The sequence below is a fragment of the Streptomyces sp. NPDC006872 genome, assembly GCF_040635845.1.
In the GTDB taxonomy this organism is placed as follows: Bacteria; Actinomycetota; Actinomycetes; order Streptomycetales; family Streptomycetaceae; genus Streptomyces.
Genome location: NZ_JBEYIL010000001.1, coordinates 122,264 through 148,149, shown reverse-complemented (window position 1 = coordinate 148,149; position 25,886 = coordinate 122,264). Strand labels below are relative to the sequence as shown.

The following is a 25,886-nucleotide window of genomic DNA, read 5'->3' as shown; positions in this document are numbered from 1 at the left end:
CTTCCGACCCCTTACAGCTTCATCAGGCTGGCGTCGTCGACCGAGGCCGAGTGGCGGGAACGGAACAGCGACACGATGATCGCGAGTCCGACCACGACCTCCGCGGCGGCGACGACCATCGTGAAGAAGGCGATGATCTGGCCGTCGAGATTGCCGTGCATCCGGGAGAAGGTGACGAACGCGAGGTTGCAGGCGTTGAGCATGAGCTCGATGCACATGAAGACGACGATCGCGTTGCGCCTGATCAGTACTCCCGTCGCCCCGATCGTGAACAACAGGGCCGCGAGGTAGAGGTAGTTGACGGGGTTCACTTCGACGCCTCCTCGGTCCGCCGGGAGTTCGGCTTGAGGTGCGGCGGCTCGATCGCGGCCCGCTCCAGACGCTCCTCGGCGCGCTGTTCCAGGGCTTTGAGGTCGTTGAGCGCCTCGGTGGACACGTCCCGGATCTGACCGCGCTCGCGCAGGGTCTTGCTGACCGTGAGCTCCGACGGGGTGCCGTCCGGCAGCAGGCCCTGGATGTCGACGGCGTTGTGCCGCGCGTACACGCCCGGCGCCGGCAGCGGCGGTACGTGCTTGCCCTCGCGGACGCGCTCTTCGGACAGCTCCCGCTGGGTCTTGGCCCGCTCGGTGCGCTCCCGGTGGGTGAGCACCATGGCGCCGACTGCCGCCGTGATGAGCAGGGCGCCGGTGATTTCGAACGCGAAGACGTACTTGGTGAAGATGAGGGCCGCGAGGCCCTCCACATTGCCGTTCGCGTTCGCCTCGGCGAGGCCGTTGAACTCCGTCAGGGAGGCGTTTCCGATGCCGGCGATCAGCAGGATGCCGAAGCCGAGCCCACTGACCAGGGCCAGCCAGCGCTGCCCCTTGATGGTCTCCTTCAGGGAGTCCGCCGCGGTGACGCCGACGAGCATCACCACGAACAGGAACAGCATCATGATCGCGCCGGTGTAGACGACGATCTGCACGATGCCCAGGAAGTAGGCACCGTTGGCGAGGTAGAAGACCGCCAGGATGATCATGGTGCCGGCGAGACAGAGCGCGCTGTGCACGGCCCTCTTCATGAAGACGGTGCACAGGGCGCCGATCACCGCGACGGTGCCCAGCACCCAGAACTGGAAGGCCTCGCCGGTGGAGGTGGAGTAGGCGGCGAGCTGCGCGGTCATGCCTCCACCTCCTGATCCTCGGGCTTCTCACCCTTGGAAGTGGCCACCTGGCGTTCCGTGCCGGGCGCGGCCTCCGTCACCAGACCCCGGTAGTAGTCCTGCTCGTCCGTGCCCGGGTAGATGGCGTGGGGCGAGTCGACCATGCCGTCGTCCAGGCCGGCGAGCAGCTGCTCCTTGGTGTAGATCAGGTTGGCCCGGCTGGAGTCGGCGAGCTCGAACTCGTTGGTCATCGTCAACGCGCGCGTGGGGCACGCCTCGATGCACAGGCCGCACAGGATGCAGCGGGCGTAGTTGATCTGGTAGACGCGCCCGTACCGCTCGCCCGGCGAGTAGCGCTCCTCGTCGGTGTTGTCCGCGCCCTCCACATAGATGGCGTCGGCGGGGCAGGCCCAGGCGCACAGCTCGCAGCCGACGCACTTCTCCAGGCCGTCCGGATGGCGGTTGAGCTGGTGCCGTCCGTGGAACCGGGGAGCTGTGGTCTTCTGCTGCTCCGGGTACTGCTCGGTCAGCCGCTTCTTGAACATGGCCTTGAAGGTCACGCCGAAGCCGGCCACGGGGTTCTGGAAACCGGGATCGGTCTCCTTGGGCTCCTCAACCATCGGACGCCTCCTTTCCATCCATTGATCCGTCACTCACAGTGTCCACTCCGCCACTGACAATGAGCTCCCGCTCCCGGCGCGGACTGCGCCTGGGCACCGGCGGCAGCTCCTGTCCCGGCAGCGGCGGGACGGGGAATCCGCCCGCCATCGGGTCGAAGCCGGCGGGCTCGGCGGGAGCCTGGGCGTCCTTCCCTCCGCTGCGGAACATGTCCACCAGGAAGGAGAGCAACAACAGGACCAGGACACCGCCTCCGACGTAGAGGGCGATGTCGGCGAAGTCGTAGTTCTCGTTGCGCAGGGTCCGCACGGTCGCGACGAGCATCAGCCACGTGACCGAGACCGGGATCAGAACCTTCCAGCCGAGCTTCATCAACTGGTCGTAGCGGACGCGGGGCAGGGTGCCGCGCAGCCAGATGAAGAAGAACAGCAGCAACTGCACCTTGACGACGAACCAGAGCATCGGCCACCAGCCGTGGTTCGCGCCCTCCCAGAAGGTGCTGATCGGCCAGGGAGCCCGCCAGCCGCCGAGGAAGAGGGTGGTCGACACGGCGGAGACCGTCACCATGTTCACGTACTCGGCGAGCATGAACAGCGCGAACTTGATCGACGAGTACTCGGTGTTGAAGCCGCCGACCAGGTCGCCCTCGGACTCCGGCATGTCGAAGGGGGCGCGGTTGGTCTCGCCGACCATCGTGACGATGTAGAGGATGAAGGAGACCGGCAGCAGCAGGATGTACCAGCGGTCCTGCTGCTGTTCGACGATGGTCGACGTCGACATCGACCCCGAGTAGAGGAACACCGAGGCGAACGCGGCGCCCATGGCGATCTCGTAGGAGATCATCTGCGCGCAGGACCGCAGACCGCCCAGCAGCGGATAGGTGGAACCGGAGCTCCAGCCCGCCAGCACGATGCCGTAGATGCCGACCGACGCGACCGCCAGGATGTAGAGCATCGCGATCGGCAGGTCGGTCAGCTGCATCGTGGTGCGCTGGCCGAAGATCGAGATCTCGTTGTCGGCCGGGCCGAAGGGGATCACCGCGATCGCCATGAAGGCCGGGACGGCCGCGATGATCGGTGCGAGGACGTACACCACCTTGTCCGCGCGTTTGACGATGAGGTCTTCCTTCAGCATCAGCTTCACGCCGTCGGCGAGCGACTGAAGCATGCCCCAGGGGCCGTGCCGGTTGGGTCCGATGCGCAGCTGCATCCAGGCGACGACCTTGCGCTCCCAGACGATGGAGAACAGCACGGTCACCATCAGGAAGGCGAAGCAGAAGACCGCCTTGACGACGACGAGCCACCAGGGGTCGCGGCCGAACATCGAGAGGTCTTCAGCGGCCAGGTACGGGCTCATGCCTCCACCTCCTTGGGGGCGTCGGCGGCGAGCGTCGCCGGGCCGATACGGACGAGGGAGCCGGGCGTGGCCCCGGCGTCGGACGCGACGCCCCCGCCGGTGGAGTTCAGCGGGAGCCAGACCACCCGGTCGGGCATCTCGGTGATCTGCAGCGGGAGCTCGACGACCCCGGCGGGCCCGGTCACGGCGAGCACGTCGCCGTCCTTGACGCCCGCCTCGGCGGCCGTGGCGGCCGACACACGCGCGCGTGCGGCGTGCCGGGTCCCGGCGAGCGCCTCGTCGCCCTGCTGGAGGACCCCCTGGTCGAGCAGCAGCCGGTGCCCGGCGAGGACGGCCTCACCGGCAGCGGGTCGCGGCAGCTGAGCCGCGGTTTCCAGCGGTTCGGTGGCCCGGGGGCCGTCCCAGGGGCCGAGTCGGTCGAGCTCCGCGCGCGTGGTGCGCAGATCCGGCAGACCGAGGTGGACGTCCATGGCGTCGGCGAGCATCTGCAGCACGCGCGCGTCGGCAGGCGCCCGACGGGTCATCTGGTCGGGCTTCAGCGCGGCCTCGAAGAAGCGGACCCGACCCTCCCAGTTGAGGAAGGCGCCCGCCTTCTCGGCGACCGCGGCCACCGGGAGGACGACGTCGGCGTGCTCGGTGACCTCACCGGGCCGCAGCTCCAACGACACCACGAAGCCGGCCTCGGCAAGCGCCTCACGCGCGCGTACCGGGTCGGGCAGATCCGCGACCTCCACGCCCGCGACGAGCAGCCCCTGGAGTTCGCCGGACGCGGCGGCCTCGACGATCTGCCCGGTGTCCCGGCCGTAGCGGTGCGGGAGTTCGGCGAGGCCCCAGGCCGCGGCTACCTCCTCACGCGCGCGTGGGTCGGTGGCCGGACGACCGCCCGGCAGCAGCGACGGCAGCGCGCCCGCCTCGATGGCGCCCCGCTCCCCCGCCCGGCGCGGAATCCACACCAGGCGGGCGCCGGTCGCCGAGGCGGCCCGGGCGGCTGCGGTGAGACCACCGGCCACACCGGCCAGCCGCTCGCCGATGACGATCACCGCGCCCTCGGCCCGCAGCGCCTCGGCGGCCTTGCCGCCCGCGGCCTCCAGGCCGACACCGCTCGCGAGCGCGTCCAGCCACTCCGTCTCGGTGCCCGGAGCGGCCGGCAGCAGCGTGCCGCCCGCCTTGTCCAGGCCCCGGGTGGCGTGCGTGGCCAGGGAGAACACCCGCTGCCCGTGCTGCCGCCAGGCCTTGCGCAGCCTCAGGAAGACGCCGGGCGCCTCTTCCTCCGACTCGAACCCGACCAGCAGGACGGCGGGCGCCTTCTCCAGGAAGGTGTACGTGACCCCCGTACCGTCGAGGTCGCGGCCGCGGCCGGCGACGCGGGCGGCCAGGAAGTCCGCCTCCTCGCTGCTGTGCACGCGCGTGCGGAAGTCGATGTCGTTGGTGTCGAGCGCCACGCGCGCGAACTTGCTGTACGCGTAGGCGTCCTCGATGGTGAGGCGGCCTCCGGTCAGGACACCGGTCCGGCCGCGCGACGCCAGCAGCCCCTGGGCGGCGATCTGCAGTGCTTCCGGCCAGGACGCCGGTACGAGGTCTCCCTCGGCGTTGCGCACCAGAGGCGTCTCGAGCCGGTCCCGCTGCTGGGCGTAGCGGAACGCGAACCGCCCCTTGTCGCAGATCCACTCCTCGTTGACCTCGGGGTCGTTGGCTGCCAGCCGCCGCATGACCTTGCCGCGCCGGTGGTCGGTGCGTGTGGCGCAGCCGCCGGAGCAGTGCTCGCACACGGAGTGCGAGGAGACGAGGTCGAAGGGGCGGGAGCGGAATCGGTACGCCGCCGAGGTCAGCGCGCCGACCGGGCAGATCTGGATGGTGTTGCCGGAGAAGTACGACTCGAACGGGTCGCCCTCGCCGGTCCCCACCTGCTGCAGCGCGCCCCGCTCGACCAGCTCGATCATCGGGTCGCCGGCCACCTGGTTGGAGAACCGGGTGCAGCGGGCGCACAGCACACACCGCTCACGGTCGAGCAGCACCTGCGTGGAGATCGGGACGGGCTTCTCGTAGGTCCGCTTGCGGCCCTCGAAACGGGACTCGGACTGGCCGTGCGACATGGCCTGGTTCTGCAGGGGGCACTCGCCGCCCTTGTCGCAGACCGGGCAGTCCAGCGGGTGGTTGATGAGGAGCAGTTCCATCACACCGTGCTGTGCCTTCTCGGCCACGGGCGAGGTGAGGTGAGTCTTCACCACCATGCCGTCCGTACACGTGATCGTGCAGGATGCCATGGGCTTGCGCTGGCCCTCGACCTCGACGATGCACTGGCGGCAGGCGCCGACCGGGTCGAGCAGAGGATGGTCGCAGAAGCGGGGGATCTCGATGCCGAGCTGCTCGGCGGCCCGGATGACCAGGGTGCCCTTGGGCACGCTGATCTCGGCGCCGTCGATCGTCAGCGTCACGAGATCTTCCGGCGGGACCGCCGCCTCGCCGCCCCCGGAGGGAGCGCTGGTGGTCACCGTCATGCGTTCACCTCCGTGTGCTTGTCGGCCCAGGCCGTGGACTTGGCGGGGTCGAAGGGGCAGCCGCGGCCCGTGATGTGCTGCTCGTACTCCTCGCGGAAGTACTTGAGCGAGGAGAAGATCGGCGAGGCGGCGCCGTCGCCGAGGGCGCAGAACGACTTGCCGTTGATGTTGTCGGCGATGTCGTTGAGTTTGTCGAGGTCGGAGAGGGCGCCCTTGCCGGCCTCGATGTCGCGCAGCAACTGCACGAGCCAGTACGTGCCTTCGCGGCACGGGGTGCACTTGCCGCAGGACTCGTGGGCGTAGAACTCGGTCCAGCGGGTGACGGCACGCACGACACAGGTCGTCTCGTCGAAGCACTGCAGAGCTTTTGTGCCGAGCATGGAACCCGCGGCGCCCACTCCTTCGTAATCAAGAGGGACGTCGAGGTGCTCGTCGGTGAACATCGGCGTCGAGGAGCCGCCCGGCGTCCAGAACTTGAGCCGGTGCCCGGGTCGCATGCCGCCGCTCATCTCCAGGAGCTGGCGGAGGGTGACGCCGAGCGGGGCCTCGAACTGGCCGGGGTTGGCGACATGCCCGCTCAGCGAGTAGAGCGTGAAGCCCGGGGACTTCTCGCTCCCCATCGACCTGAACCATTCTTTGCCGTTTTGCAGGATCGCGGGAACCGACGCGATCGACTCGACGTTATTCACCACAGTCGGGCACGCATAGAGGCCCGCGACCGCAGGAAAGGGGGGACGGAGCCGCGGTTGACCACGGCGGCCTTCGAGCGAGTCGAGCAGTGCGGTCTCCTCACCGCAGATGTACGCGCCGGCGCCGGCGTGCACGGTGAGTTCGAGGTCGAGTCCGCTGCCCAGGACGTTCTCGCCGAGGTAGCCCGCCGCGTAGGCCTCGCGCACGGCCTCGTGCAACCGTCGCAGAACGGGAACGACTTCACCACGCAGATAGATGAAGGCATGAGACGACCTGATGGCATAACACGCGATCACAATGCCCTCGATGAGGCTATGCGGGTTCGCGAAGAGGAGCGGGATGTCCTTGCAGGTCCCCGGCTCCGATTCGTCGGCGTTGACAACTAGATAGTGCGGTTTTCCATCCCCCTGCGGAATGAACTGCCATTTCATTCCGGTCGGGAATCCCGCGCCGCCTCGCCCTCGCAGACCGGAGTCCTTGACGTACGCGATCAGGTCGTCCGGCGACATGGCGAGCGCCTTGCGCAGGCCCTCGTATCCTTCGTGCCTTCGGTAGACGTCCAGGCTCCAGGACCGGTCCTCGTCCCAGAAGGCCGACAGCACGGGTGCGAGCAGCTTCTCGGGGCTGCTGCCTTTCAGCTCGGGTGCCAAGGTCATCACTCCCCCTCCTCGGCGGTAGGCCCTGCCGGGTGGGCTGGGTCGGAGGCCGATGTGTCCTGCGGCGCGTCGTGCGAACTCAGGTGCTCGGTGGGCGACGGCTTGTGCACCGCCCGGTCCTGCGGCTCGTCGTGCGGCCCGCCGTCCCGTGGGTGGACCACGCGCGCGGGTGCGGTCTCTCCCCTTGCCAGGCGAAGACCCACCAGCGACGCCGGTCCCGCACTGCCGCTCGCCTCGACGGCCCCGTCCCGCTCGTCGGGGAAGCCCGCCAGGATCCGGGCGGTCTCCTTGAAGGTGCACAGCGGCGCACCCCGGGTCGGTGACACCGTGCGGCCGGTCCGCAGGTCGTCCACCATGTGCTTCGCGCTCTGCACGGTCTGGTTGTCGAAGAACTCCCAGTTGACCATCACGACCGGCGCGAAGTCGCAGGCCGCGTTGCACTCGATGTGCTCCAGAGTGATCTTTCCGTCGTCGGTGGTCTCACCGTTGCCGACACCCAAGTACTCCTGGAGCTCTTCGAAGATCGCGTCGCCGCCCATCACCGCGCACAGCGTGTTGGTGCAGACGCCCACCTGGTAGTCACCGCTGGGGCGGCGCCGGTACATGGTGTAGAAGGTGGCGACGGCGATGACCTCGGCCGTGGTCAGGTCCAGCACGTCCGCGCAGAACCGCATCCCGGTGCGCGTGACATGTCCCTCCTCCGACTGCACGAGGTGCAGCAACGGCAGGAGCGCGGACCGGGAGTCGGGGTAGCGGGCGATGATCTCGCGCGCGTCCGCCTCCAGCCGGGCTCGGACGTCGTCCGGGTAGGCGGGCGCGGGCAGTTCGGGCATGCCCAGGCTGACGCCCCGCTCGGAAGAAGAGGTGGTCACCGGTCGACGCCTCCCATCACGGGGTCGATGGACGCGACGGCGACGATGACGTCGGCGACCTGGCCGCCTTCGCACATCGCCGCCATGGCCTGCAGGTTGGTGAAGGACGGGTCCCGGAAGTGGACCCGGTAGGGGCGGGTGCCTCCGTCGGAGACGGCGTGCACCCCGAGCTCGCCCTTGGGCGACTCGACGGCCGCGTACGCCTGTCCCGGCGGTACGCGGAAGCCCTCGGTGACCAGCTTGAAGTGGTGGATCAGGGCCTCCATGGAGGTGCCCGTGATCTTCTTGATGTGGTCGAGGGAGTTACCGAGACCGTCGGGGCCCAGGGCGAGCTGGGCGGGCCAGGCGATCTTCCGGTCGGCGACCATGACGGGCCCGGGCTGCAGCCGGTCCAGGCACTGCTCGACGATCCTGAGCGACTGGCGCATCTCTTCCAGGCGGATCAGGAAGCGGCCGTAGGAGTCGCAGGAGTCGGCGGTCGGGACGTCGAAATCGTAGGTCTCGTAGTCGCAGTAGGGCTGTGCCTTGCGCAGGTCGTGCGGCAGGCCGGTGGAGCGCAGGATCGGGCCGGTGGCGCCGAGGGCCATGCAGCCGGCCAGGTCGAGATAGCCGACGTCCTGCATGCGGGCCTTGAAGATGGGGTTCCCGGTGGCGAGCTTGTCGTACTCCGGGAGGTTCTTCTTCATCTTCTTCACGAACTCGCGGATCTGGTCCACCGCGCCCGGCGGCAGGTCCTGGGCGAGTCCGCCGGGGCGGATGTACGCGTGGTTCATCCGCAGGCCCGTGATGAGCTCGTAGATGTCGAGAATCATTTCACGATCACGGAATCCGTAGATCATGATCGTGGTGGCGCCGAGTTCCATGCCACCGGTGGCGATGCACACCAGGTGGGAGGACATCCGGTTCAGCTCCATCAGGAGCACCCGGATGATCTTGGCTCGCTCGGTGATCTGGTCCTCGATGCCGAGGAGCTTCTCGACGGCGAGACAGTAGGCGGTCTCGTTGAAGAAGGATGTCAGGTAGTCCATGCGCGTCACGAACGTGGTGCCCTGCGTCCACGTGCGGTACTCGAGGTTCTTCTCGATGCCGGTGTGGAGGTAGCCGATGCCGCAGCGGGCCTCGGTGACCGTCTCGCCCTCGATCTCCAGGATCAGGCGGAGCACCCCGTGGGTGGAGGGGTGCTGGGGGCCCATGTTGACGACGATGCGCTCGTCGTCGGCCCGGGCCGCGGACTGGACGACCTCGTCCCAGTCGCCGCCGGTGACCGTATATACGGTGCCCTCGGTGGTCTCGCGCGCCGAAGCGGACGCGGCTGCTGACTGCGTGTTGCTCACGAGTACGACCTCCGCTGGTCCGGAGCCGGGATCTGGGCGCCCTTGTACTCGACGGGGATGCCGCCGAGGGGGTAGTCCTTGCGCTGCGGATGGCCCTGCCAGTCGTCCGGCATCATGATCCGCGTCAGGGCCGGGTGGCCGTCGAAGACGATTCCGAAGAAGTCGTAGGTCTCGCGCTCGTGCCAGTCGTTGGTCGGATACACCGAGACCAGGGACGGGATGTGCGGGTCGGCGTCCGGAGCGCTGACCTCCAGGCGGATCAGCCGGTTGTGGGTGATCGAGCGCAGGTGGTAGACGGCGTGCAGCTCGCGGCCCTTGTCGTTCAGGTAGTGCACGGCGCTGACGCCGGTGCAGAGCTCGAAGCGCAGGGCCGGGTCGTCGCGCAGGGTGCGGGCCACCCGGAGCAGGTGCTCGCGCTCGATGTGGAAGGTGAGCTCGTCGCGGTCGACGATCGTCTTCTCGATCGCGTTGTCGGGCAGGAGACCCTGCTCCTCCAGGGCGCCCTCGAGTTCGTCGGCGACCTCGTCGAACCAGCCGCCGTAGGGTCGGCTCGCCGCCCCCGGGAGCCGGACCGAGCGGACCAGACCGCCGTAGCCGGAGGTGTCGCCGCCGTTGTTGGCGCCGAACATTCCGCGCTGGACGCGGACCTCCTCGCCGCCCTGGCCACGCTGGCCGGGGAGGTTGGAGGCGGAGAGGTCCTTCTCGGGGTTCACCCCGTTCGAGGAGCCGTTCGCGCCATGGGTGCCGTTCGCGTCGCTCACCGCAGCAGCCCCTTCATCTCGATCGTGGGCAGGGCCTTGAGCGCCGCTTCCTCCGCCTCGCGGGCCGCTTCCTCGGCGTTCACGCCCAGCTTGGAGTTCTGGATCTTGTGGTGGAGCTTGAGGATGGCGTCCATCAGCATCTCGGGGCGCGGCGGGCAGCCCGGCAGATAGATGTCGACGGGGACGATGTGGTCGACGCCCTGGACGATCGCGTAGTTGTTGAACATGCCTCCGGAGGACGCACACACGCCCATGGAGATGACCCACTTCGGGTTCGGCATCTGGTCGTAGACCTGCCGGAGCACCGGCGCCATCTTCTGGCTCACCCGGCCGGCGACGATCATCAGGTCCGCCTGGCGGGGCGAACCTCGGAAGACCTCCATGCCGAAGCGCGCCAGGTCGTAGCGGCCGGCGCCGGTGGTCATCATCTCGATGGCACAGCAGGCGAGGCCGAACGTGGCGGGGAAGACGGACGCCTTGCGCACCCAGCCCGCGGCCTGCTCGACGGTGGTCAGCAGGAAGCCGCTCGGCAGCTTTTCTTCGAGTCCCATGGCTAAAGGCCCCTCAGTCCCATTCCAGGCCGCCGCGCCGCCATACGTACGCGTACGCGACGAAGACGGTGAGCACGAAGAGCAGCATCTCCACGAGCCCGAAAACACCCAGGGCGTCGAAGGTGACGGCCCAGGGGTAGAGGAAGACGATCTCGATGTCGAAGACGATGAAGAGCATCGCCGTCAGGTAGTACTTGATGGGGAAGCGCCCGCCGCCCGCCGGCGTGGGGGTCGGCTCGATCCCGCACTCGTAGGCGTCGAGCTTGGCCCGGTTGTACCGCTTCGGACCGATCAGCGTGGCCATGACCACGGAGAAGATCGCAAAGCCTGCCCCGAGGGCTCCCAGTACGAGGATGGGCGCATACGCGTTCACCGCTCCTCGCTCCTCTCAGTCGGCACTGACTGCTGGCGATGGCGTCGGACTCACATCAGCCCCACCGGCCCCACGAACCCCGCCCTTCCCGACGAAGATCGCGAACATGTGAAGCAGGTCACAAGCCCAACTGCCTCGCATCTTATGCCCGCCGCTCTGTGATCTGCGACACGGGGTATTACACAAGCTTTGTGATCTCCACCACCTGACGAAGGATCATGAAGTCATATCAGCGGTGATCTTCGTACGCGAAGCGTCAGAGTGATCACAAGAAGTGACATTTGCACTCGTCGCCGCAGGCCACAAGGGGAGTCTCAATATCAAGAAGCTTCCCTTGCATGCAAATTGGAGATGGACTCGGGGTCCTGATAGTGGGGCGCATTCACACATGAGAGGGAGCCATGGTCGAGGTGTGGACGCGTGCACGCGTTCACGAGCGGAATCGATCGCACCGCATGCGCGAGACGCGCCCCTTCCGGTAACCGTTCCGTGACCTCCGCCACATTCATGAGAGGCCCATAAGAAGGGGGCTTGGCCAACGGTCTCAACCGGTGGTAGGTGGCGGGCAATCCGGGCGTAACGACGAAAGCCCATGATCACAGGCTTGATCACCCGAGTCCGCAATGTCCGTTACGGCGTCAATAAAGAACCCCAGGCAGGGAATTTGGGGCACCTGTTGAACAACTGTGGCGCAGCACACGTTTCTTGTAGGTATGGAGGAGCCCCTGATACCGGTTGGACTCATGTCCCACACCGCTCACATACGCAGCCACCGGAAACCCCGCCGCAGCGCGTCGACGATCGCGATGCGGGCCGGAGTCGCCAGTGGTGTCCTCGGCACGCTGGCCGTCGCCACGGCGGCCGGTACGGCCAACGCCGCCGAGCCGGTGACGCAGACGCTCGAACTGCCTGTGCTCACGGGCGACCTGGCCGCTCAGGTCGCACAGTCCGCTCAGGCCACGCAGCAGGCCGCGGCGAACTACCAGTTGCAGGCCGAGCGCGACGCGGCCGCCGCAGCAGCAGCCAAGGAGGCCAAGAAGGACCTCGCCGACGCCAAGGCCGAGGCGACGAAGAAGGCCGAGGCCGCCCGTAAGGCCGCCGCCGAACGCGCCACGCGCGCCGCCGAGCGGACCGTGCTCTCCACGTCGGCGAGCGACAGCAGCAGTTCCAGCAGCACGAGCACGTCCAATGCGACGGGTTCGGCCGCGGCCGTCATCGCCTTCGTGAAGGCGCAGATCGGGGACGCGTACGTCTCCGGCGGCACCGGCCCCAACTCGTGGGACTGCTCCGGGCTCATGCAGACGGCCTTCAAGCAGGTCGGCATCAGCCTGCCGCGCGTCTCGCAGGACCAGTCGACCTTCGGCACCCAGGTCTCCCTGGACAACCTGCAGCCGGGCGACATCCTCTACTGGGGCAGCGCGGGCAGCGCGTACCACGTCGCCGTGTACGTCGGCGACGGCATGTTCGTCGGCGCGCAGAACCCGTCCACCGGCGTGGCCGAGAAGCCGCTGTCGTACGACCCGCCGACCGGAGCGGTGCGGGTGCTCTGACACCCCCCAGGCGCCCCTGAGGGCGCCTCACGCACGCAAGGGCCGCAGCCGCTCGGGGGCAGCGGCCCTTCGGGCTCCCTCCTGCCACGCTCGACCCAGCCGGCCGCTCCGCTGACACCGCCGGCCCCACGGGCTGCCCTCAGCGCCCTCTCAGGCACGCTGGGGCGCTCCTCTGACGCCCGCTGCGCCGCGCCGACCGCTCCCCTGCGTCCTGCGCTGCCCTGGCGCTCAGGCGCGCCAACAAGGCCCCGCTGACGCGCACAGCCGCACCAACGCCCTCCTGGCACTGGTGGGTCACTCGTGGATTCACTCGTGGGTGTGCCCGGCGTCGGCCTGGCATGCTCGGCGGGCGGGTCGGGGGACTCCTCGGCTCGTCCGTGAGTCGAAGGAGAGAACGTCATGCCACGCGTGTTCGTGCAGGGGCGACCCGTCGCCTCGTATCCCCCGCTCGCGCCCGAGGCCCGGCGCGGCTCGGTGCGGCGGGTCACCGAGGTCGGTGAAGAGGTGCTGCACAAGTCCTGCCGGGATGTCACCGAGTTCGGGCCCGACCTGGCCGCGCTCATCGACGACATGTTCCTCACGATGTACGTCGCCGACGGGGCCGGACTGGCGGCGAACCAGGTCGGCGTCGGTCTGCGGCTGTTCGTCTACGACTGCTGGGACGACGAAGGTGTCCGACATGTCGGACACATCGTCAATCCGGTGCTGGACCGGCTCGACCCGGTCGGGCGACGGCTGCTGAACGAGGGCGAGGGGTGCCTGTCGGTGCCGGGCGCCGTCATGGACGTACCGCGGCCGGACCGGGCCGTGGTGCGGGGGTACGACCGGGAGGGCCGGCCGCTGGTCGTCGAGGGGCGTGGGTACTTCGCGCGGTGCCTGGAGCACGAGAGCGACCATCTCGACGGCCAGGTCTATCTGGACCGGCTCTCCAAGAAGGGCCGGAGGGAAGCGCTGCGGCAGGTGGCGGACCGGCGGGAAGAGGTCTTCGCACGCCGGGCCGCCAAGGTCGAGGCCCTGAGCAGGGACCATGGCCATGACCCGTCCTAGGCAGGACCTGCCCTGGGCAGCACCACCCGTCCTGGCCAGGACCTGCGCCAGGCAGGACTTGCCGAGGCAGGACCTGTCCCATGCGTCCGTCAGGCCTTCGGGGCCACCTTGCTGAGGCCGTTGATGATGCGGTCCATCGCGTCGCCGCCCGTGGGGTCCGTCAGGTTGGCGAGCATCTTCAGGGTGAACTTCATCAGCAGCGGGTGGGTCAGTCCGCGCTGGGTCGCGATCTTCATGACCTTCGGGTTGCCGATGAGCTTCACGAAGGCGCGGCCCAGCGTGTAGTACCCGCCGTAGGTGTCCGCCAGGATCTGCGGGTAGCGCTGCAGGGCGAGTTCGCGCTGGCCGGGGGTGGCGCGGGCGTGGGCCTGGACGATGACGTCGGCGGCGATCTGGCCGGACTCCATGGCGTAGGCGATGCCCTCGCCGTTGAAGGGGTTCACCAGGCCGCCGGCGTCGCCGACCAGGAGCAGCCCCTTGGTGTAGTGGGGCTTGCGGTTGAAGGCCATGGGGAGGGCGGCGCCGCGGATCGGGCCGGTCATGTTCTCGGGGGTGTAGCCCCAGTCCTCCGGCATGGACCCGCACCAGGCCTTGAGGACCTCGCGCCAGTCGAGTTCCTTGAAGGAGTCGGAGGTGTTGAGGACCCCGAGACCCACGTTGCTCGTCCCGTCGCCCATGCCGAAGATCCAGCCGTAGCCGGGGAGCAGACGGTCCTCGCCCGGGCCCCGGCGGTCCCACAGCTCCAGCCAGGACTCCAGGTAGTCGTCCTCGTGGCGCGGGGAGGTGAAGTAGGTACGGACGGCGACGCCCATCGGGCGGTCCTCGCGGCGGTGCAGGCCCATCGCCAGCGAGAGGCGGGTGGAGTTGCCGTCGGCGGCCACCACGAGCGGGGCGCGGAAGGTGACTTCGCGTTTCTCCTCGCCCAGCTTGGCGTGCACACCGGTGATGCGGCCGGTGCGGTCGTCGATGATCGGGGCGCCGACGTTGCAGCGCTCGTAGAGGCGGGCGCCCGCCTTCTGGGCCTGGCGGGCGAGCTGCTCGTCGAAGTCGTCACGCTTGCGGACGAGCCCGTAGTCCGGGTAGGAGGCGAGATCCGGCCAGTCCAGCTGGAGGCGGACGCCGCCGCCGATGATGCGCAGCCCCTTGTTGCGCAGCCAGCCGGCCTCCTCGGAGATGTCGATGCCCATGGCCACCAGTTGCTTGGTGGCGCGCGGGGTGAGGCCGTCGCCGCAGACCTTCTCGCGCGGGAACTCGGTCTTCTCCAGGAGGAGTACGTCGAGTCCGGCCTTGGCGAGGTAGTAGGCGGTCGTGGAGCCGGCCGGCCCCGCGCCGACGACGATCACGTCGGCGGTGTGCTCGGAGAAGGGCTCGGCGTGGGGCTCGTTCACGGCGGTCACGGCGGGATCTCCCCAAGTTCGGAATCTACGTGCCGACCGGCACTGGACATGGGCAGTCTATTCAGCAGAATTGATCACCCGGCTGAAGGGCTGCCCCGTGAACCGAACTCTCCCCGTAGTACGGCTGCGTGTTCCCACGGACGAGGACGCGGTCACATGGCACCGGGTCTTCGACGACCCTGACGTCATGGAGTTCCACGGCGGCAGATCCGCGGAGCTGTCGGTCTACGAGGAGCTCACCGCCCGCCAGCGCCGGCACGACGCCGAGCACGGCTTCTGTCTGTGGACGATGCTGGACCACGACGACCGGGTCATCGGGTTCACCGGCGCCCAGCCGTGGCCGCGCGAGTGGGGCCCCAAGGGGGAGATCGAGATCGGCTGGCGACTCGGGCGGGAGCACTGGGGGCAGGGGTATGTGACGGCGGCCGCGCAGATGACGCTGGAGCGGGTGCGGGCGGCCGGGGTGCCGGGGGTGGTGGCGATGGTCGACGCGGGCAACGCACGGTCCGTCGCCGTCACCCAGCGGCTGGGCATGCGGCTCGCGGAGGTCTTCACGACTCCCGAGTCGAAGCGTGAGGGGCACTGCTACCGACTGAGCTGGTGATCACCAAAAGTCACCCCCTGTAGTCGTTGGCCACGGAAAGACACCTGACGCTTCCGGACGCCACCCCCGGGCGGTTACCCTTCCAGTACCGCTGGGGGTGACATCTGTGCTCATACCACCCAAAACACCCGAAGTGCGCGTGCCCAGGTTCATCGGCCTGATGGCCATGGACGCGCGCGAGGCGGCCACGGCGCAAGGCGTGCTGCTGGCCGCACCGGACCGGCCCGATTTCCACCGCGCGGTCGTCGACTACGTCGTACGGCAGTACCCGCCGCCAGGCGTCGAGGTGCCGCGCGGCTCGGTCGTCAGCGTGTGGTTCGACTTCTCCGAGGGAGAGGGCGGCGGAGGCGCGGGCGTGCGGGAGCCGCGCGTGCCGAGACCGGGCGGCGGCGGACTGCAGCGCGAGCTGGACCGGTCCGGGGATCGGGATCGTCCCTTCGAGGCGATCACCGGTTGACGGCCGGGCGCCAGACCGGCCCTTTCCGCCACCCCGGGGCTCGCTCAGGCCTCCTTGAAGCCTCGGTGCAGGGTCACCACGCCGCCCGTCAGGTTGCGCCAGGCGACCTTCGACCAACCGGCCTTGCGCAGGTGCTCGGCGAGGGCGGGCTGGTCGGGCCAGGCGCGGATGGACTCGGCGAGGTAGACGTAGGCGTCCGGGTTGGACGAGACCGCGCGGGCCACCGGGGGCAGGGCGCGCATCAGGTACTCGGTGTAGACGGTCCGGAAGGGCGCCCAGGTCGGGTGCGAGAACTCGCAGATCACGACGCGTCCGCCCGGCCGGGTCACCCGGTACATCTCACTGAGGGCGGCGTCGAAGTCCTGCACGTTGCGCAGGCCGAAGGAGATGGTGACGGCGTCGAAGGTGTCGTCCTTGAAGGGCAGCCGCGTCGCGTCCCCGGCCGTGAACGGCAGCCAGGTGTGCCGCCTCTTGCCGACCTGGAGCATGCCGAGGGAGAAGTCGCAGGGGACGACGTAGGCGCCGGTCTGCGCGAAGGGGAGGGAGGAGGTGGCCGTGCCCGCGGCGAGGTCCAGGATCTTCTGGGCGGGGCGCGCGTCGACCGCCTTCGCGACCTCCTTGCGCCACCTGCGGTCCTGGCCGAGCGACAGGACGTCGTTGGTCACGTCGTACCGTTCCGCCACGCGGTCGAACATCGAGGCGACTTCATGGGGCTGCTTGTTCAGGGAAGCGCGAGTCACCCGCCCATTGTGGCAGCCCCGCCCTCACCGGCTCACGGCAGGAGCCTCGGCTTCTTCCGTGCCGCCACGTCCTCGACCCACCCGCACAGCAGCACGAAGACGCCGATCAGCAGCCAGCCCACGCCGAACATGAACCACTGGCTGTCGAGCGGCAGGTACTTCTCGAACGCGGGGACGTTCCAGAACTGGTCGACCAGCGGCACGGCCAGGATCAGGGCGATCTCGTGCCAGAGGTAGATCGTCACCGCGCGCGCGTTGAAGACGGTGACGATCCGGTTCGTGCGCCGGAAGCGGGTCAGCCAGGCGAAGTCGATCCCGAAGTAGGCCTTCGCCCACATCAGCAGCATGACGAAGCCGGCCGACCAGAAGGCCTGCGCGAGGGGGTTCTCGTCCAGGTCGTAGGTGCCGAACTCGGCCTGGTGCGTGAAGGCGTACCAGCCGCCGAAGGCGATCGCCGCCAGCGACACCACGACCACCAGAGCGGGCTTCATGCGCTGCAGGACGCCGTCGCGGTGCGCGAAGCCGAGCATCCAGCAGAAGAGGTACGTCGAGAGGTCCCACATCGCGGTGCCGACGCGGTTGTCCGGGCCGGCCCAGACGAAGGTCAGGACCAGGATCGGCGCGAGGGACAGCGCCAGCACGGGGATCGGGGCGAGCCGGAACAGCCGCAGCAGGAGCGGCGAGAGCAGCACGAACCAGAGGTAGGTCCGCAGGTACCAGAGGATCTCCCAGGCCTGCTCGCCCCAGGCGTTGCCGGGCGGGTCGCCCAGCGGCACGATCCAGTAGACGATCTCCCAGTTCGGCATCCAGTCGTGGATCAGCATCGCCAGAACGACGAAGACGCCCCAGAACCAGAAGGGCGGGAGGAGCCGACGCAGGCGGCTCTTCACCACCTTCGCCGCCGGACGCTCCAGGGACTTCGCCATCAGGGTGCCGGCCAGTCCGAACATGACCCCCATGGACGGGAAGACCATGCCGGCCCAGGCCCAGCCGAACGTGTGGTACGCGACGACTCTTATCAGGGCGAGGGCGCGGAGGGTGTCGAAGTAGCGGTCCCGCTGGGGAGCAGCGAGCTTGGGCGGGGACTCGTCCAGTACTTCCTTGCCAGCGGCGGGAGCCTCCCGCTCCGACTCCGGCTCCGGCTCCGGCTCCGGTGCCGGCTCCGGCTCCGGTGCCGGCTCCGGTGCCGACTCCGACTCCGCAGTCGGAGGCTCCACGGTGGGCAGGGTCGCCGTCTCGTCGACGGCGACGCCCTGCCCGTACTCCACGTACTCCGAGTGCTCCGTGTACTGGCTGTACTGGCTGTACTGGGTGGTCTGCGCGTACTGGGCGTACTCCGAATACTCCCCGTACTCCCCGTACTCCCTGTACTCCGGGTGCCCTCTGGACTCCGAGTACTCCGAGTACTCCGGGTGCTCCTGGGGATACGGCTGCTGCTGCACGTACTGCTGCGGCTGTCCGTTCCCGTCGTAGCCCTCGTACCCGGACGGGTACTGCTGTTGCCCGTGCCCCTGGTCGTACGGGTATCCCTGCCCGTGTCTCTGACCGTATCCCTGCTGCTCCCAGCTCATCAGCTCACCCCGGCCGGGGTGCCGACCTCGCCCGTGCGCTTCAGCTTCTGCCAGCGCAGGCGGCCGCCGGTGAGGGCGGTGATGCAGGAGTGGATGAGGACGAGGTACATCATCTGGCGGTAGGCCAGCTGCTGGAGCGGCATCATCAGCAGGTAGCGGTACTTCTCCCGGTCCAGGCGGAACGCGTAGGCCGCGCAGACCAGTTGGATGCCGAGGACCGCCAGCCAGGCCAGCAGGGCGGCCTGGAAGTCGATGAAGATCATCGAGTAGACGGTGAAGACGTCGATGAGCGGGGCGAAGACCGGTGTGATGATCTGGAAGAGGACCACCAGGGGCATGCCTACACGGCCGAAGCGGCCCGAGGGACCCTTGTCCGTCAGGGACTTGCGGTGCTTCCACAGGGCCTGCATGGTGCCGTAGGACCAGCGGTAGCGCTGGGACCACAGCTGCTTCAGGGAGCCCGGCGCCTCCGTCCAGGCCTTGGCGTGCTCCTGGTAGACGACCTGCCAGCCCCCGCGGTGCATGGCGATGGTGATGTCGGTGTCCTCGGCGAGGGTGTCCTCGCTCATGCCGCCGACCTCCAGCACCGCGTCCCGGCGGAACGCGCCGATCGCGCCGGGGATGGTCGGCATGCAGCGCAGCAGGTCGTACATACGGCGGTCGAGGTTGAAGCCCATCACGTACTCGATGTGCTGCCAGGCGCCGATGATCGTGTCGCGGTTGCCGACCTTGGCGTTGCCGGCGACCGCGCCGACCTTCGGGTTGGCGAAGGGCTGCACGAGGTGGTGCACGGCCTCCGGCTCGAAGACCGTGTCGCCGTCCATCATCACGACGATGTCGTAACTGGCGTTGCGGACACCGTTGTTGAGGGCGGCCGGCTTGCCCGCGTTCTCCTGGCGGATGACGCGGACGTTGGTCATGCCGAGGGCCCTCGCCGCCTCGCGCGAGATCTCGGACGTGCCGTCGGTCGAGCCGTCGTCCACGACGATGATCTCGATCGGGTGGGTGCTCTTCGCCAGCGACTTGAGGGTGTTGGCGATGCACTCCTTCTCGTTGTACGCAGGGACGATCACGCTCACCGGGCGGGTGATGGTCGGTCCCCAGCTGAAGCGGCGCTTGTTGCGCAGTCTGTAGTGGCGGCGGGCCAGGATCAGCATCATCCCGAAGCGGCCCATGACGGCCACGCCGACGACCATCAGTCCCACCGACAGCGTCGGCACGGTCCACTCGGCGAGGGTGACGGCCGCGATGAGGGCCTTGCCCTCGTAGAGGGTCACGCCGGTGGCCTCGCGGTGGGCGGCCTGCAGGCGGTCGATGGTCCCGCCCGCCCCGCCGCTTCCGCCCTCGGCTCCGATGCCGCCCTCGGTCCCGGCGCCGTTGCCGGTGCCGCCGGGTATGTTGCCGGGCTGCTCCCCGGTCGCCCCGCCGGCCGCGGCCGCCCCGCCCGCTGCGGCCGTCGCGCCCGCGCTCGGCGTCGCGTCGGCGCCCGCGGCCTGCTGCTGCCCCGTGCCGGAGGCCTCGCGCGCCGCTGTGTTCTGCTCCTCGATCACACCGCTGATGGTGGTGAAGGTGTAGCCCGCGGCCCTCATCTTCTTGATGTAGGTGGGCAGCGCCTTGATCGTCTGCGAGCGCTCGCCGCCGGCGTCGTGGAAGAGGACCGACGCGCCCTTGCCGTCCTCGGGCGTGGCCCCCTCGATGATCTTCGAGACGCCCGGCTTCTTCCAGTCGTCGCTGTCCGTGTCGACGAAGACGCTGGTGTAACCGTCGGCGCCGAGCTCCTTGTAGACGGGATAGCTGTAGTTGTCGATGGCGTCCGTCTCGGAGGAGTACGGGGCGCGGAAGAGCGTCGTCGTGATGCCGGCCGCGCCGGCGAGGGCGAGCTGGGTCTGCTCCATCTCACGGTCGACGCGGGTGTCGGACTGGTAGGAGAGATCGACGTGGGTGAAGGTGTGGATGCCCACCTCGTTGCCCTGCTCGACCATGTCGTTCACGATGCCCGGGTAGCGCGAGACCATCGAGCCGACCACGAAGAACGTGGCGGGCACGTCGTACTCCTGGAGGATCTCCAGCACCTGCGGCGTCCAGGTCGGGTTCGGGCCGTCGTCGAAGGTCAGCGCGATCGTCTTGTCGGGCACCGAGATCGTGGTGGCCTGGCCGCCCTGGAAGGACAGGATGGGCCCGCCGTCGAGGATGTCCTCGGGCACCTTGCTGGCGCTGGCCCCGGTGCGCACTCGCTGGTCGCCGCCGACCTCGGCGCGCAGATAGCCGTCGAGGAGCATCACCATGGTCAGCGCGAGCAGAAGCAGCAGGGCGAGGATGACACGCGGTTTCTGCAGCGCCGCGGCCTTGCCCGCGGCCCGCTCGATGCGGCTCGGGGCACGGCGGCGGCCGCGGGAGGAAGTAGTCGTCGTCATGGCAGTGGCTGCGCTCCGGTCAGTTGGCGGCCGCGGAGGCGCTCGCGGTCGGGGCGGAGCTCGGCGGCTCGCCGGTGGCGACGCCCGACGGCGGGGTGCCGCTGGGCTTCGAGGGCGGGGTGCCGACGCCGCCCTGCGGCTGGACGCCGCCGGGGCCGGAGTTCTGGGAACCGCCCGGGCCGCCTCTGCCGCCGAAGGGCAGCAGCGAGGACGGGGTCAGCGAGGTGCCCCAGCCCATGAAGGCGGCTCCGAGGACGACGGCGTACACGAGGCAGCCCACGCCCATGAGAAGACCGATCCGGCGCAGCATCTTCGACCTGCGTCCGGAGTTGTCAACGAACACGGGCCCCTCGGCGGAGGCGACGTCACGTTTGCGGTCGCGACGGCTGCCGCGAGAGGCGGCACGGCTTTCGATGGCAGGATCGGATTGCATTCCCCGGATATTAGAGAGCCTTTATGTGGCGTCTACTCTGAACCACTTGTGAGAGACCAATGAGAAACGCGTGAACCTGTCTCTTCCCTGAGAGAACCTTGAAAGCCCTGCGCAACATCGATCTCCCGTGCGAGGGTTGATTGTCCCTTTTGGGCGGGTGACTATCACCTTTTGCGCGCTTGCGTCCATGACCTGCCTGTGTGTCCACTGTTCCCGCGCGATCCGCCCACATGTGAGACATTTCCAATTCGGGAACGCCTTTTGTTTCCGTCCTGAGACAGAAATCACGAGAGCGGGTGCATACGCAATGAGGAGTTTCCTGATGCCGACGGCTGGGGTCACCTGCCTGTTTGCCCTGGCCGTATCGGGATGCTCCGCGGGCTCCGACAGCACGTCGGACGCGGCGCCCGCGGCCACCGAACGGGCGAGCAGCAGCCCCTCCCCATCGGAGAGCGCGAGCTCATCCAGTACCAGCACCTCCTACGCGCCGTATGTGAGCGCGGGGGAGGCGTCGGACAACGACTCCGCCGGTTCGCCGACGACGTACAACCTGGCGTTCGTCATCGGCAGCGGCAGCGGCTGTACGCCGAAGTGGAACGGCACGCACGCCATCGACGACGCGACCGTGAAGTCCCGGATCGCGGCGCTGACGGAGTCGGGCGCCACGGTGCGCGTCTCCTTCGGCGGGGCTTCCGGCGACGAACTGGCGGCCACCTGCGACAGCGCGTCCGCACTCGCGGAGGCCTACGGCGCGGCGCTCGACGCGGCCGGCTCCACCCAGGCCGACTTCGACATCGAGGGCGACGAACTGACCGACTCCGCCTCGGTCGCCCTGCGTTCCGAGGCGATCGCGGCGTTGCAGAAGGAGCGCACGGACCTGGAGGTCTCCTTCACGCTCCCGGTGATGCCCTCCGGACTGGACGCCGACAGCCTGGCGCTGCTGGCGTCCGCGAACAAGTACGACGTCCAGGTCTCCACCGTCAACCTCATGACGATGAACTACGGCGAGTCGTACTCCGGCGACATGGGCGGGTACGCGATCACCGCGGCGACGGCCGCGCAGGCACAGCTCAAGGAGGTCTTCGGCACGACGGACGTCAACGCGTGGAAGGCGATGGCGCTGACCTCGATGATCGGCACGAACGACGTCGACAACGAGACGTTCACGCTCGAGGACGCGGCGCAGGTGCGGACGTTCGCCAAGGAGAAGGGCATCTCGTGGGTGTCCATGTGGTCGACGTTCCGGGACCAGCAGTGTGAGGAGGGCACCGACACGGACGACGCACTGACCAACTGCAGCGGCGTCGACCAGGAGGCCGGAGCCTTCGCGGAGGCGTTCTCGGAGTAGCCCCGCCCCCGCTTCAGCCCCTTGGGGTCGGCCTAGCGCCGTCGGTACACGAGGCGGCCCTCGACCACCGTCGCCACGCAGGTTCCCGCGCCGGCGGTGGCGAGGGCCGTCTCGTCGGGGACGTCGAAGAAGGCGAACCGGGCGGCGGAGCCGCGCTCTCTCGGCCGGGCGAACTCCACCGGCAGGCCGCACGCGTACGGGTCCAGTGAGGGCGTACCGCCGGGCTGCCCGATCCGGCCGATGGTCGCCAGGCCGGACCGGCGTACGGCGTCCCGCACCGCGCGGCGGGCCGGTTCGCCGTCCTCGCAGGCCGCCGCGACCGTGCCGTGGGCCAGCATGCGCTGCACGCCGCGCCGGGCGCTCGCGCCCCAGCGGGCGTCGTCCGGGGCGAGCGCCGTGAGCGCGTCCCCGGTCAGCGGCGCGGTGCCCAGTTCGTCGGCCTCCCGCGGATCCGGGTGGTAGGCCCCGTCCAGCAGCTCCGTGCCGTGCAGGTTGATCAGACCGGGCGTGAGGATGCCGGGCCACCGGCGCACCCTGGCCCGCGGAAACGCCTCGACGAGTTGCTCCAGCGGGCCGGCCTCGGCGACCCAGGCGCCTTCGACGGCGAGCGCCCGGCCCCTGGAGTCGGAGTGAATCGTCAGCACAGCAGCCCTAGTCGGAACTCATCGAAAGCCAATGGGAGGCGAAAGCCCATGGGAGCGAAAGCCCATGGGAGCGAAGGCTAGTTGGAGGCGAGCAGCTTCAGTTCGGGGTGGGCCGTGCCGCCCGCGATCGCCGTGGACGAGATGTGGGACATGACCCGCTCGTCGACGGGGTCGTTCGCCGGGTCGTCGTGGACCACGAGGTGCTCGTACGTCGTGGCGCGCTGCGCGGGGACGCGGCCCGCCTTCCTGATCAGGTCGATGATCTCAAGGCGGTTGGAGCGGTGCTTGGCGCCGGCCGACGAGACGACGTTCTCCTCCAGCATGATCGAGCCGAGGTCGTCCGCGCCGTAGTGCAGGGAGAGTTGGCCGACCTCCTTGCCGGTGGTCAGCCAGGAGCCCTGGATGTGCCGGATGTTGTCCATGAACAGCCGGGCGATCGCGATCATCCGCAGGTACTCGAAGAGCGTCGCCTGGGTGCGGCCCTTCAGATGGTTGTTCTCGGGCTGGTAGGTGTACGGGATGAACGCGCGGAAGCCGCCCGTCCGGTCCTGCACGTCACGGATCATCCGCAGGTGCTCGATGCGCTCGGCGTTGGTCTCGCCGGTGCCCATCAGCATGGTGGACGTCGACTCGACGCCCAGCCCGTGCGCGGTCTCCATGATCTCCAGCCAGCGCTCGCCGGACTCCTTGAGGGGCGCGATGGCCTTGCGGGGGCGCGCGGGGAGCAGCTCGGCGCCGGCGCCCGCGAAGGAGTCGAGACCGGCCGCGTGGATGCGCGTGATCGCCTCCTCCACGCTCACCTTCGAGATCCGCGCCATGTGCTCGACCTCGGACGCGCCCAGGGAGTGGATCACCAGCTGCGGGTACGCCTGCTTGATGGCGGCGAAGTGCTTCTCGTAGTACTCGACGCCGAAGTCCGGGTGGTGCCCGCCCTGGAACATGATCTGGGTGCCGCCGAGTTCGACGGTCTCCGCGCAGCGGCGCAGGATGTCGTCCAGATCGCGCGTCCAGCCCTTGGCGGTGTCCTTCGGGGGCGCGTAGAAGGCGCAGAACTTGCACGCCGTGACGCACACGTTCGTGTAGTTGATGTTCCGCTCGATGATGTACGTCGCGATGTGCTCGGTGCCGGCGTACATACGGCGGCGTACGGCGTCGGCGGCGGCGCCGAGCGCGTGCAGCGGGGCGTCGCGGTAGAGGTCGAGGGCCTCTTCCGGCGTGATCCGCCCACCGGCCGCGGCACGGTCGAGCACGGACTGAAGGTCGGCCTTCTCGGTCACCGGGGGCGTCCCTTTCGTCAAGGATCAAGGGTTCTGGACGGACCGAACCAGCCTACGCCAGCACTCCGACAAGCCCGACTTCAGGCCGTGTACGCGCCGATCAGCAGCCCCGCGAAGGTCCCCGCGAGCATGAACGGCCCGAACGCGATCAACGTCTTGCGTCCCGCCCGCCCGATGACGACCAGCGCGCCCCCGTACAGCGCGCCGAACAGGAACGCGGCGAACGTGCCCAGCATGACCGTCGCCCAGCCGTACCAGCCGAGGACGGCGCCCGTCCCGAGCGCCAGCTTCACATCGCCGAAGGCCATCCCGCCGGGGTTGACGAGGTGCAGCACGAGATACGCGCCGCCCAGGGCGAGCGCGCCCAGCAGGGCCGTCGTCCAGCGGCCGGCGTGCTCGGGCAGCAGCGCGACCGGGCCCAGCAGGGCGAGGGCGGCGGCCGCGAGCGGCAGGGTGAGCGGATCGGGCAGCCGCCGCACCCGCACGTCGACGACGCCCAGCAGCACCCCGACCGGCGCGAGCAGCAGCCAGACGGCCAGCTCGGGCCGGGTGCCGGTGGCGAGGGCGAGGGCGGCGCAGAGGAGCGCGGTGAGGGCGGGCAGGAGGAGCGCGCCGGGGGCGTACGAGGCCCGCCCGGGAGCGGAGGCCGCCTGCCCGGGCTCCTCCACCCGCTCCGCGCACCGCGTGCAGTGCGCGCGCCCGAGCCAGCCGCCGAGCGGGTGCCCGGCCGGGCAACTCTCCCGCCAGCCGCCGTCCCGCTCCTCCCACGGCGTGGCGAAGCGGTAGGCGGCGCGCGGCAGCAGCGCCCCCGCCGCGGCGCCCCAGAGCGCGGCGACGGCGGCGAGCACCAGGTCGCTGGGAGGCGTGCTCACCACCACCGGCCCACCACCGTGCCCACGCCCGTGCCCCCACCCGTGTCCACCACCGTGCCCGCGGCCGTGCTCACCGCCGTGCTCACCGACTCCCCCGCGCGGTCCTGCTCTTCCCCTTGCCCTTCTTGCGGAGCCGCTTCAGCCGGGCCTGCTCCTGCGCGCGCTGCGCCGACGTCACCGCGCCGCGGCGGCGGTACCAGAGCCAGCCGAGCAGGGCCGCCGTGGCCGCGTAGGCCAGCAGGGCGCTGCCGGTGCCCGGGATGTAGTCGCACATGGCGCCGCCCGAACCGCAGTTCCTGCCGGGCAGTGCGCCGAGGACGTACATCATCGCGCCGAACGCGGCCGTCCAGCAGAGGGCGCCCCCGATCGAACGTCCGATCCGCACCGGCCGGGTGCGGCCCCGGTTGCGCTCCGGGGCGGAGAACCACGCGCCGCCGACCCAGCCGGCCACCGACAGCAGCCCGAGCCCGGCGCCGACCGTCCAGCCGCCGCCGGGCACGTCCACCAGCACCGGCGCGGTCACCCGCACGAACCACTTCCACAGGCCCATCCCGATGACGAGGACGGCGAGGAGGGCCACGAGGAGGAGGACGCCTCCGGCGATACCCCAGCCGTCCCGGGCCCGGAGCCGCTTCCCGCCGCCGTCGCTGCTCCCGGTCCTTGCCATCTGTTCCCCCTGTTC

Annotated in this window: 25 protein-coding genes; 5 read left to right on the top strand and 20 right to left on the bottom strand. The window is 69.4% G+C overall.

Going from position 1 to position 25,886, the window contains the following annotated elements:
- Positions 1–11: 11 nt before the first annotated feature.
- Genes nuoK through ABZ725_RS00630 form a run of 11 tightly spaced genes read right to left on the bottom strand, consistent with a single transcriptional unit; the run spans position 12 to position 10,850 of the window.
- Positions 12–311: an NADH-quinone oxidoreductase subunit NuoK gene (gene nuoK, locus ABZ725_RS00680; protein ID WP_020130147.1), complete on the bottom strand. Its 300-nt coding sequence runs from the start codon at positions 309–311 to the stop codon at positions 12–14.
- Positions 308–1,162 carry an NADH-quinone oxidoreductase subunit J gene (locus ABZ725_RS00675; RefSeq protein WP_351904097.1) on the bottom strand — a complete coding sequence of 285 codons (855 nt, stop codon included), beginning with the start codon at positions 1,160–1,162 and terminating at the stop codon, positions 308–310. Before ABZ725_RS00675 ends, nuoK begins: the two co-directional genes overlap by 4 nt.
- Positions 1,159–1,761 carry an NADH-quinone oxidoreductase subunit NuoI gene (nuoI, locus tag ABZ725_RS00670; protein WP_358800707.1) on the bottom strand — a complete coding sequence of 201 codons (603 nt, stop codon included), beginning with the start codon at positions 1,759–1,761 and terminating at the stop codon, positions 1,159–1,161. Before nuoI ends, ABZ725_RS00675 begins: the two co-directional genes overlap by 4 nt.
- Positions 1,754–3,115 carry an NADH-quinone oxidoreductase subunit NuoH gene (gene nuoH, locus ABZ725_RS00665; protein WP_358800706.1) on the bottom strand — a complete coding sequence of 454 codons (1,362 nt, stop codon included), beginning with the start codon at positions 3,113–3,115 and terminating at the stop codon, positions 1,754–1,756. Before nuoH ends, nuoI begins: the two co-directional genes overlap by 8 nt.
- On the bottom strand, positions 3,112–5,613 hold the full coding sequence (locus ABZ725_RS00660) for an NADH-quinone oxidoreductase subunit G (protein ID WP_358800705.1): 2,502 nt from the start codon (positions 5,611–5,613) through the stop codon (positions 3,112–3,114). Before ABZ725_RS00660 ends, nuoH begins: the two co-directional genes overlap by 4 nt.
- The gene (gene nuoF, locus ABZ725_RS00655; RefSeq protein WP_351904109.1) at positions 5,610–6,962 is read right to left on the bottom strand and encodes an NADH-quinone oxidoreductase subunit NuoF; all 1,353 of its coding nucleotides are present in this window, start codon (positions 6,960–6,962) and stop codon (positions 5,610–5,612) included. The genes ABZ725_RS00660 and nuoF overlap by 4 nt, the downstream gene beginning before the upstream one ends.
- Positions 6,959–7,831, bottom strand: coding sequence for an NADH-quinone oxidoreductase subunit NuoE (gene nuoE / locus ABZ725_RS00650; protein ID WP_358800704.1), 873 nt, complete (start codon positions 7,829–7,831; stop codon positions 6,959–6,961). Before nuoE ends, nuoF begins: the two co-directional genes overlap by 4 nt.
- Positions 7,828–9,165 (bottom strand): NADH-quinone oxidoreductase subunit D, encoded by a 1,338-nt coding sequence (locus ABZ725_RS00645; protein ID WP_358800703.1) that lies wholly within the window; start codon positions 9,163–9,165, stop codon positions 7,828–7,830. Before ABZ725_RS00645 ends, nuoE begins: the two co-directional genes overlap by 4 nt.
- The gene (locus tag ABZ725_RS00640; protein WP_358800702.1) at positions 9,162–9,926 is read right to left on the bottom strand and encodes an NADH-quinone oxidoreductase subunit C; all 765 of its coding nucleotides are present in this window, start codon (positions 9,924–9,926) and stop codon (positions 9,162–9,164) included. The genes ABZ725_RS00645 and ABZ725_RS00640 overlap by 4 nt, the downstream gene beginning before the upstream one ends.
- Positions 9,923–10,477: an NADH-quinone oxidoreductase subunit B gene (locus tag ABZ725_RS00635; protein ID WP_055635348.1), complete on the bottom strand. Its 555-nt coding sequence runs from the start codon at positions 10,475–10,477 to the stop codon at positions 9,923–9,925. The genes ABZ725_RS00640 and ABZ725_RS00635 overlap by 4 nt, the downstream gene beginning before the upstream one ends.
- A 13-nt stretch (positions 10,478–10,490) precedes the next feature.
- On the bottom strand, positions 10,491–10,850 hold the full coding sequence (locus ABZ725_RS00630; protein ID WP_129307483.1) for an NADH-quinone oxidoreductase subunit A: 360 nt from the start codon (positions 10,848–10,850) through the stop codon (positions 10,491–10,493).
- Positions 10,851–11,593: 743 nt separating this feature from the next.
- On the opposite strand from ABZ725_RS00630, the gene ABZ725_RS00625 reads away from it, so the two are divergent.
- Positions 11,594–12,400: a C40 family peptidase gene (locus tag ABZ725_RS00625; protein WP_351904122.1), complete on the top strand. Its 807-nt coding sequence runs from the start codon at positions 11,594–11,596 to the stop codon at positions 12,398–12,400.
- A gap of 399 nt (positions 12,401–12,799) precedes the next feature.
- Positions 12,800–13,447, top strand: coding sequence for a peptide deformylase (gene def / locus ABZ725_RS00620; protein WP_358800701.1), 648 nt, complete (start codon positions 12,800–12,802; stop codon positions 13,445–13,447).
- Between the two features lie 89 nt (positions 13,448–13,536).
- On the opposite strand, the gene ABZ725_RS00615 is transcribed toward def, so the two are convergent.
- Positions 13,537–14,835, bottom strand: coding sequence for a geranylgeranyl reductase family protein (locus ABZ725_RS00615; RefSeq protein WP_351904325.1), 1,299 nt, complete (start codon positions 14,833–14,835; stop codon positions 13,537–13,539).
- 106 nt (positions 14,836–14,941) lie between these two features.
- Between ABZ725_RS00615 and ABZ725_RS00610 the strand changes: the two genes are divergently transcribed.
- Positions 14,942–15,448, top strand: coding sequence for a GNAT family N-acetyltransferase (locus ABZ725_RS00610; RefSeq protein ID WP_358800700.1), 507 nt, complete (start codon positions 14,942–14,944; stop codon positions 15,446–15,448).
- Between the two features lie 133 nt (positions 15,449–15,581).
- On the top strand, positions 15,582–15,905 hold the full coding sequence (locus tag ABZ725_RS00605; RefSeq protein WP_358800699.1) for a PASTA domain-containing protein: 324 nt from the start codon (positions 15,582–15,584) through the stop codon (positions 15,903–15,905).
- A 44-nt stretch (positions 15,906–15,949) separates the two neighbouring features.
- Here the strand turns inward: ABZ725_RS00605 and ABZ725_RS00600 are convergent, their stop codons facing one another.
- Genes ABZ725_RS00600 through ABZ725_RS00585 form a run of 4 tightly spaced genes read right to left on the bottom strand, consistent with a single transcriptional unit; the run spans position 15,950 to position 21,063 of the window.
- The gene (locus tag ABZ725_RS00600) at positions 15,950–16,645 is read right to left on the bottom strand and encodes a demethylmenaquinone methyltransferase (protein ID WP_358800698.1); all 696 of its coding nucleotides are present in this window, start codon (positions 16,643–16,645) and stop codon (positions 15,950–15,952) included.
- 32 nt (positions 16,646–16,677) lie between these two features.
- The gene (locus ABZ725_RS00595; RefSeq protein ID WP_358800697.1) at positions 16,678–18,216 is read right to left on the bottom strand and encodes an acyltransferase family protein; all 1,539 of its coding nucleotides are present in this window, start codon (positions 18,214–18,216) and stop codon (positions 16,678–16,680) included.
- A complete protein-coding gene (locus ABZ725_RS00590; protein WP_358800696.1) occupies positions 18,216–20,630 on the bottom strand; it encodes a bifunctional polysaccharide deacetylase/glycosyltransferase family 2 protein in 2,415 nt (804 codons plus the stop codon). Before ABZ725_RS00590 ends, ABZ725_RS00595 begins: the two co-directional genes overlap by 1 nt.
- A 19-nt stretch (positions 20,631–20,649) precedes the next feature.
- Entirely contained in the window at positions 20,650–21,063 is a 414-nt protein-coding gene (locus tag ABZ725_RS00585; protein WP_358800695.1) for a hypothetical protein, read from the bottom strand.
- A gap of 307 nt (positions 21,064–21,370) precedes the next feature.
- Between ABZ725_RS00585 and ABZ725_RS00580 the strand changes: the two genes are divergently transcribed.
- A complete protein-coding gene (locus tag ABZ725_RS00580) occupies positions 21,371–22,411 on the top strand; it encodes a chitinase (RefSeq protein WP_358800694.1) in 1,041 nt (346 codons plus the stop codon).
- A gap of 32 nt (positions 22,412–22,443) precedes the next feature.
- Here ABZ725_RS00580 and ABZ725_RS00575 read toward each other — a convergent pair whose 3' ends face one another.
- From ABZ725_RS00575 to ABZ725_RS00560, 4 genes are all read right to left on the bottom strand, one after another.
- Positions 22,444–23,055 carry a hypothetical protein gene (locus ABZ725_RS00575; protein WP_358800693.1) on the bottom strand — a complete coding sequence of 204 codons (612 nt, stop codon included), beginning with the start codon at positions 23,053–23,055 and terminating at the stop codon, positions 22,444–22,446.
- 77 nt (positions 23,056–23,132) lie between these two features.
- Positions 23,133–24,332 carry a cyclic dehypoxanthinyl futalosine synthase gene (mqnC, locus tag ABZ725_RS00570; protein ID WP_351904150.1) on the bottom strand — a complete coding sequence of 400 codons (1,200 nt, stop codon included), beginning with the start codon at positions 24,330–24,332 and terminating at the stop codon, positions 23,133–23,135.
- Between the two features lie 80 nt (positions 24,333–24,412).
- On the bottom strand, positions 24,413–25,204 hold the full coding sequence (locus ABZ725_RS00565; protein WP_358800692.1) for an A24 family peptidase: 792 nt from the start codon (positions 25,202–25,204) through the stop codon (positions 24,413–24,415).
- Positions 25,205–25,286: 82 nt separating this feature from the next.
- Entirely contained in the window at positions 25,287–25,871 is a 585-nt protein-coding gene (locus tag ABZ725_RS00560) for a hypothetical protein (RefSeq protein WP_358800691.1), read from the bottom strand.
- Positions 25,872–25,886 lie beyond the last annotated feature (15 nt).